General features: G+C 51.5%; 8 protein-coding genes. All 8 read left to right on the forward strand.

Features of this window, described 5'->3' with window-relative positions:
* The first annotated feature begins 68 nt into the window (after positions 1-68).
* Complete coding sequence (locus tag HY26_RS12320; RefSeq protein ID WP_112073752.1) at positions 69-1,448, forward strand: aromatic ring-hydroxylating dioxygenase subunit alpha; 1,380 nt, start codon at positions 69-71, stop codon at positions 1,446-1,448.
* A 114-nt stretch (positions 1,449-1,562) separates the two neighbouring features.
* The gene (locus HY26_RS12325; RefSeq protein ID WP_112073753.1) at positions 1,563-2,126 is read left to right on the forward strand and encodes an aromatic-ring-hydroxylating dioxygenase subunit beta; all 564 of its coding nucleotides are present in this window, start codon (positions 1,563-1,565) and stop codon (positions 2,124-2,126) included.
* Positions 2,127-2,134: 8 nt separating this feature from the next.
* Entirely contained in the window at positions 2,135-2,461 is a 327-nt protein-coding gene (locus tag HY26_RS12330) for a bifunctional 3-phenylpropionate/cinnamic acid dioxygenase ferredoxin subunit (RefSeq protein WP_112073754.1), read from the forward strand.
* Positions 2,461-3,690: an NAD(P)/FAD-dependent oxidoreductase gene (locus HY26_RS12335; RefSeq protein ID WP_112073755.1), complete on the forward strand. Its 1,230-nt coding sequence runs from the start codon at positions 2,461-2,463 to the stop codon at positions 3,688-3,690. The genes HY26_RS12330 and HY26_RS12335 overlap by 1 nt, the downstream gene beginning before the upstream one ends.
* 52 nt (positions 3,691-3,742) lie before the next feature.
* On the forward strand, positions 3,743-4,621 hold the full coding sequence (gene bphC, locus HY26_RS12340) for a biphenyl-2,3-diol 1,2-dioxygenase (RefSeq protein WP_112073756.1): 879 nt from the start codon (positions 3,743-3,745) through the stop codon (positions 4,619-4,621).
* A 66-nt stretch (positions 4,622-4,687) separates the two neighbouring features.
* Positions 4,688-5,542, forward strand: a complete 855-nt coding sequence (locus tag HY26_RS12345; RefSeq protein ID WP_112073757.1) for an alpha/beta fold hydrolase — start codon at positions 4,688-4,690, stop codon at positions 5,540-5,542.
* A 103-nt stretch (positions 5,543-5,645) separates the two neighbouring features.
* Positions 5,646-5,939, forward strand: coding sequence for a hypothetical protein (locus HY26_RS12350; RefSeq protein ID WP_112073758.1), 294 nt, complete (start codon positions 5,646-5,648; stop codon positions 5,937-5,939).
* A 169-nt stretch (positions 5,940-6,108) separates the two neighbouring features.
* Complete coding sequence (locus tag HY26_RS12355) at positions 6,109-6,624, forward strand: hypothetical protein (protein ID WP_045699449.1); 516 nt, start codon at positions 6,109-6,111, stop codon at positions 6,622-6,624.
* The last annotated feature ends 756 nt before the right edge of the window (positions 6,625-7,380 follow it).

The following is a 7,380-nucleotide window of genomic DNA, read 5'->3' on the forward strand; positions in this document are numbered from 1 at the left end:
TCTGCCGGCAGGCCTCATATTAAAAATGGAGGCATGGGCGGCTCATGATATCAAGGAAGGTTACAAATATGACGACGGCTAAAACAAAGACGCGCCTGAACATCGGGCACGAACCAAAGGCGTTCGAGAAGAAAAATGTTTGGAATGTCGAGGAGATAACGGCTCTGCTTGACGAAGAGAATGGCACGCTTGATCCAAGAATTTATTCAGATCAGGATCTGTATGAGTTGGAACAGGAACGCGTTTTCGGACGATCATGGATTATGCTCGGGCACGAGACACATGTTCCCAAAGCCGGTGACTTTTTGACGGCCTATATGGGCGAGGATCCCGTCATTCTTGTGCGTCAAAAAGATAGAAGCTTGAAGGTTTTTCTAAACCAGTGCCCGCATAGGGGGATGAGAATCTGTCGAACCGATGGCGGCAACGCAAAATCGTTTACATGCAGCTATCATGGTTGGGCGTACGACATCGGCGGAAACTTGGTGAACGTACCATATGAGTCAGAGGCATTCTGCGAGGATTTCAACAAGGCGGACTGGGGGCCAGGTCAAGCCAGGGTCGAGACCTACAAGGGATTGATCTTCGCGAACTGGGATAAGAATGCGCCGAACTTGCGCGATTATCTTGGCGACGCAGCATTCTACATGGACCACATGCTCGATCGAACCGAGGCGGGTACTGAAGTTATCAGCGGCATGCAGAAATGGGTTATCCCATGCAACTGGAAGTTCGCCGCTGAGCAGTTTTGCAGTGACATGTATCATGCAGGGACCGTTTCCCATCTCTCCGGTATCGAGGCAGGCTTGCCCGAAGGCATGGAGCTTTCGGATGCGAAGATTCCGACGGTGGGATACCAGTTCAGGGCGAAGTGGGGCGGGCATGGAACGGGTTTCTATGTCGGAGAGCCAGGTATGCTAGTGGCTATCATGGGGCCCAAGATTGCTAAATATTGGACGGAAGGTGAAGCGGCCGCCAGGGCGGAGAGGCGCTTGGGAAGCGCAGAGCGTGCGCGTCAATTGATGGTCCAGCACATGACTGTTTTCCCAACCTGCTCATTCCTTCCCGGTATCAACACCGTTCGAACCTGGCAGCCGAGAGGCCCGAACGAGACAGAGATATGGGCATTTACAGTTGTAGATGCTGATGCTCCTGACGAGATCAAGGAAGAGTACCGCCGCCAGACATTAAGAACATTTTCTGCCGGAGGCGTATTCGAGCAAGACGATGGTGAAAACTGGGTCGAAATCCAGGCTGTGTTGCGAGGGCATCAGGCTAGGAAGCGCCGGTTCAACATTCAAATGGGAAAAGGTCGTTCTGCTGCCGATAATCCGCATTACCCGGGCAATATTGGGTATGTGTACAATGAAGAAGCCGCTCGCGGACTCTATCGTCAGTGGATCCGTATGATGACTGAACCTGATTGGGATACGCTCGGGCCAAAGTAGAGCGGTCTGTAAGCGGATCACCCGTTTCGTAGGCAGAGCGCAGTACGCTCAACCGGTAATCCTATTAACCCTCGCGAATAACGGGCGCATAAATCGCGCAAATTGGAGATAATTATGTTGAAAGAAAAAGTGGGACCAGAGTCATCGGCGTCGCAGACAAGCACTGCCACTCTGCTGCTGCAGCATGAAGTTGAGCAATTCTATTATAAGGAGTCTCTTCTGCTTGATCGGCACGAGTTCAACGATTGGTTCGACCTTCTGGACAAGGACATCAGGTACTTTATGCCCTTGAGAACGAACCGCACGCGGCGCGATCAAAAGCTCGAATACTCTAAGAACGGTGAGTATGCGCATTTTGATGATGATCTAGTGATGATGCGTGGGCGGCAGCGCAAATTAATGTCGGATGTCGGATGGTCAGAAAGCCCGGCCTCGCGAACTCGCCACATCATAGCGAACGTTATCATTGACGATGCAAGTCATGATCGGGAAGTTCATGTGACGTCGTCATTTATCCTTTACCGAAACCGACTGGAACGGCAGGTCGATATTTTCGCAGGAGAGCGAATGGATGTACTGCGTCGCAGTGACAACAAGCTCGGCTTCATGATCGCCAAGAGAACCATCCACATCGATCAAAGTACGATCCTGTCTAATAATCTCAGCATCTTTTTCTAGGTATTGTGATGGCTTTTAAGAAAGTTTGCAGCCTAGGCGAAGTTCCTGAAGGTGAAGCGTTGAGGGTGGAGTTATTCGACGAACCTATCGCGCTATTCAACTTAGACGGAGAGATCCTCGCGACTCAGGACCGCTGCACACATGGCGACTGGTCGTTAGCGGATGGCTTTCTCGAAAATGGCGTCATTGAGTGTACGCTTCACTGGGGAAAATTCTGTGTGCGGACGGGAAAAGTGAAGGCTCCACCCGCTTGCGCGGCCTTAACTGTTTATCCCGTGAAGGTGGAGGGCAACGACGTCTACGTGGATTTCGAATCTGGTAAGGTCAACGATTGATGCAGAGTTTCGCGATCATAGGTGCGGGTCTGGCGGGGGCGACAGCGTGTCGGTCGCTCAGAGACCAGGGGTTTGAGGGAAAGATTTTCCTCTTTGGCGACGAGCCGTATGAGCCATATGATCGACCGTCTTTGTCCAAGTCTGCTTTAGCGACCAAATCTGCCCCCCCTTTGTTAATGGGTTGTAATTGGAGCGAAGAATTCAGGGTCGAGAAATGTCTGGGAGTTCGCGTTGAAGCAATCGACTTGCCCTCGATGCGGATTGAGGTGAGCTCTGGCTCGGACCTCAAGTTTGACAAGCTCCTTTTTGCCACTGGATCTCGGGCGAGGTCTCTGCGTCTAGATGCGCATAGCGAGACGCCGGGACTTTACTCACTGCGGACGCTTGATGATTGCGTGGCTCTACAGGGAGCAATCTCCCCTGGGGCACAAGTCATCATCATCGGGGGAGGCCTCATTGGATGTGAGCTTGCCACTACAATTCAGAAGATGGGTGCAAAGGCGATTATCCTTGAGACTGCCAATGAGCTCTTGTTGCGCGTTCTGGGCAAGACAATAGGCGCGTGGTGTCGAGAGGAATTAGAGGCCATAGGGGTTGAAGTCCACACGGGCGTCTCAATTACTCATGTGGATCTAGATCCATCGTTCCGGGAAGTACGATGCGGCGACGGAAGAAGGTTTTCAGGTGATCTGGCAATCGTCAGCGTTGGTGCGGAGCCTGTCACCGATTTGGCAGAGCATGCTGGATTGGCGTGCGCGAGGGGCATCATTGTAAATTCAGTTGGTATGGCTTCAAGCGACACGGTGTACGCAGCGGGGGATGTCGCAAGTTGGCCTCTCAGAAGCGGAGGGCGCCGCAGTCTGGAGACTTATCTGAATTCTCAAAATCAGGCGGCCGTAGCTGCGGGAGCAATGCTCGGAAAGGGTGAGCCAACACCGCAAGTTCCGGTTTCATGGACGGAGATAGCGGGGCATCGGATACAGATGATGGGCGACGTGACTGGCCCAGGCAATGTCGTCACTCGGGTTGATCCTGGAGGGACTGGAATGACGGTGTGTCGATTAAATGGTGGGGAGCTTCAATCTGCTGTTTCAATAGACCAGTCGGCAGACTTTTCTTTCGCATCAAAAATCATTGAGCGGAGGATGCTGGTAGATGCTGAATCGATTCGTGATCCGCTCATTCGCATGAAAGACATTTTCAAATTGGCGGCAAAGACGGTGGCGTGAAGCACAAAATAGTGCGGATACATACTAAAATCAGAAAGACAGGGAGAAGACAATGAGCGTAAAGAAGTTGGGATATTTGGGTTTTTCTGCATCAGACATTGATGCTTGGCGGGATTACGCAACCGGAACGTTAGGGCTAATGGATGCTGGGACGAGAAATGACACTCTCTTTCTGAGAATGGATTCCCGAAATTGGCGGGTTGCAGTCCATCCGGGCGCGGCAGATGATCTCTTGTATGCGGGGTTCGAAGTTTCGAATCGAGCCGAGATGCTTGAGATCGCTGAAAGACTAGAGGAAATGGGCATTTCCGTCGAGCAGGCCGATTCCAAGCTGTTGGCGCAACGGGGAGTGATTGATTTGGTATCCTGCCTTGATCCGTCAGGGATCAAGATTGAGGTCTATTATGGTGCCAGCGAGCTCTACGAAGAGCCGTTTATTTCACCTACGGGTGTATCTGGATTTCTAACTCAGGATCAGGGACTAGGGCACTATGTCCTGAGTGTTGAAGATATTGAACGTTCGTTGGATTTCTACATCCGTGGACTGGGGATGGAGCTATCCGACATCATCGACTGGCAGGTCAATCCGGACGTGAAGCTTCAGGTGAACTTTCTCCATTGCAACAGGCGCCATCATAGCCTGGCATTAATCCAAGCGCCCGCTTCCAAGAAGTTACATCACTTTATGCTGGAAGTGGGGTCGTTCGATGATGTCGGGCGCGCATATGATCGCGTGTCAGAGAAGAATGAGATCGTGATGACGCTCGGTCGGCACACAAATGATCACATGTATTCGTTCTACGGCGTCACGCCTTCCGGCTTTGCTGTCGAGTATGGATGGGGCGCTCGACCCATCGAGTCAGATTGGTCTGTCGTCCGATATGACAGCATCAGCATGTGGGGACATAAGTTTATGGGCACAGGAGCTTGAGCGGCGCGTCCGCAAAACTGATCCAAATTCGTCCGACCCCCGACGCTGCATTTAGGAGATTCTAGCATGGCCATTCAGAGCGTATCTGAAGATACCAACCCAGAGATCGCACGTAACATTGAAGTTCACGGTGTAAAGACGAACTATCATGATCTCGGCTCTGGGAAACCGCTCTTTCTGATTCACGGATCAGGGCCGGGGGTTTCGGCGTGGGCAAACTGGCGATTGGCAATGCCAAATTTTAGTGAGGTGGCCAGAGTAATTGCTCCTGATATGCTCGGCTTCGGATATTCGGAACGTCCGGGTAAAGAGTACTATAATATGGAAAGTTGGCTCGATCAGGTTGTTGGGTTGATGGATGCTCTTGATATTGAACGGACCGATCTCGTAGGCAATTCCTTCGGGGGTGCGATTTCTCTTGCGATGGCCATTCGACACCCGGATAGAGTTCGGCGCATTGTTCTGATGGGAAGCGCGGGTTTGGCGTTGGGGCTGAGTGAGGGACTTGACCAGGTTTGGGGGTATTCTCCATCCATTGAAAATATGCGCCGTTTGCTGGATATCTTTGCATATGATCGAAGTTTGGTAACGGATGAGCTTGCTGAACTACGGTACAAAGCAAGCATTCGTCCGGGTTTTCAGGAGTCATTCTCAGCGATGTTTCCTGCGCCTCGGGGGAGATGGCTAGAGCACTTGGCAAGTGATGAACGCGATATCCAGAAAATTCCTCATGAGGTTCTGATTATTCATGGGCGTGAAGACCTCGTTGTGCCGCTGGAAAATGGCCTGCGGCTGTCGCAGTTGATCAAGAGGTCTCAGTTGCATGTCTTTGGAGAGTGCGGGCACTGGGCGCAAATTGAACATGCGGCAAGATTTGAAAAACTCGTCATGAATTTCATTCAGGAGCCGGATAAAAAGTGAGTGCGGTGTATCGTTAATGCGAAACGACAATACCAAAATGTATATGCTGCAATTGGCTCAGGAATTCTATTCGAACCAAGTCTAATAAAAGGGGAGTAGTAAAATGTTGAAACGGTTTGCTTTGATTGCCTTTGGTTTTGCGGCCCTGTCTTATGCGAGCGCGCAAGCAGAGAGCCGAGATGATTTACAGCGCGTCTGCGTAACGGTTTCTGTTGCAGACGGTTTGAGTGAGGAGGAAAGTCAGGATTTTTGTGAGTGCTTAACAACAGGCGCTGAAGAACAAGGACAAGAGTCCATTGACGAGCTTGTTGAGTCGGCAGAAATACCGGACCGGCAAGCGCGCATCGATGGACTGTCCGAAACGTCTCAGAACATCGTGGCGGTATGTGCTCCCTAAATAGGCTCCAGTATAAGAGTCCTCGCCTTGGCTGGCTCTGCTTCTGATCAAGCGGTCCGAAGTATGAGTTATTGCGCACTCGATTGGTCTTGCCGCTTTGAGGCCGGCTCTCTTGGGGGAAATGTAGGCTATTGTTCTTGTGCAGAAAACTTCAATCGGGTCCGGGCGAGTGACTGTTGTCGCGGCATTGGCGAGAAATGCGGTAGGCGATGACAAAGCTGACGTGCCTGTGGGGAGGCTCTCATCTGCCGCCGTCGATATTCTTTTGGGCCTTTATACTGCGCAAACAAGGATGCTTGAGAATGGTTTCCGCAATGACGTAGCAGTCTTGGCTGTATGCACTTTGCTTGCCAATCTGATCGACGGGTTCGTTGCCGCCGAACTTGGTAAGCCGTCCTTGTCTCTCGTTCAGAAAGGCTGGCATCTTCGGAGGCGCGAATTGTTGCTCGCGCGTCCGAACGTCGAATCCCGCAAGGTCGGCGCGGCTGCTAATCGATTGACAAATGATTTTCGCAAAAGCCTCGAAGCATCCGCAGGCGCGAATGGATTAGCCAGAGAGCTAGCAGCTATCTGCCTGGCAGTCATTAGCGAATATCATGAGCGGGGCGAACCGGGCTCGTGCTTCGCTGAAGCCGAGGGAGCGCTCAGCCAACTCATCCGCGCATTCAGTGAAGGTGTTGCTTGACAGAATCAGTATGCGGATAAAGAAGGGGCTGGAGCAACCTCTATTGTTTGAATTCAATCGATAGAAAAGAGACGTTGATAAAGCTCAACCATTGACGGGATCTGACGAAAGTGATCCGGCAAGTGCTTTAGCTATCTTACAATGGTGACGCGCTTACCGATCAAATCTTGGGCTCTTGTACGTATCTAAACAAATCAAAATGGATTTCTCGTGGCCCAGTACCTCGGTAGATGGCGTGCACATGAATTCCTTTAATGGATCGCTCCGGGATGAACGCCAACGGGTTCGTTTCCTTGACCGTAGCAATACAGCTACTTGAGACGTCGAGAATGGACTACAGTGAGAGGAGACCTCATACGGCTCACAATGGGCAATCTCCTGCCGAGTTTGCCCGCAACGTCGGCCTGTGCCATGCTGGCAAGGCCAAAATCGCTGCTGGATTTTAACACCAAGGCCGGACTACCAGAGCCAAGCACTTCATCGCTGCTGTATTTTAGCACCACGACTGGGCCACCAGAGCCAGGCATTTCAGAAACCGCCAACTCTAACTTTACGGGTGGACCAGTCCGATTGGGCAAGCGAGGAAGACATGACGACAAGCGCCTAGTTCCGATGCCAGAGTGATGACATTTGCGGTTTACACGTGGTGCCAACGAGCCTTGTTTTTAATACGGAAAACCTGATGCGGTTTACAGAGAACTCCATGTAAAATAAGAAAAAGTGCGTCGTTTACACCGAGAGGGTCAGCGGTTCGAG

The sequence above is a fragment of the Hyphomonas sp. GM-8P genome (assembly GCF_003263315.1).
In the GTDB taxonomy this organism is placed as follows: domain Bacteria; phylum Pseudomonadota; class Alphaproteobacteria; order Caulobacterales; family Hyphomonadaceae; genus Hyphomonas.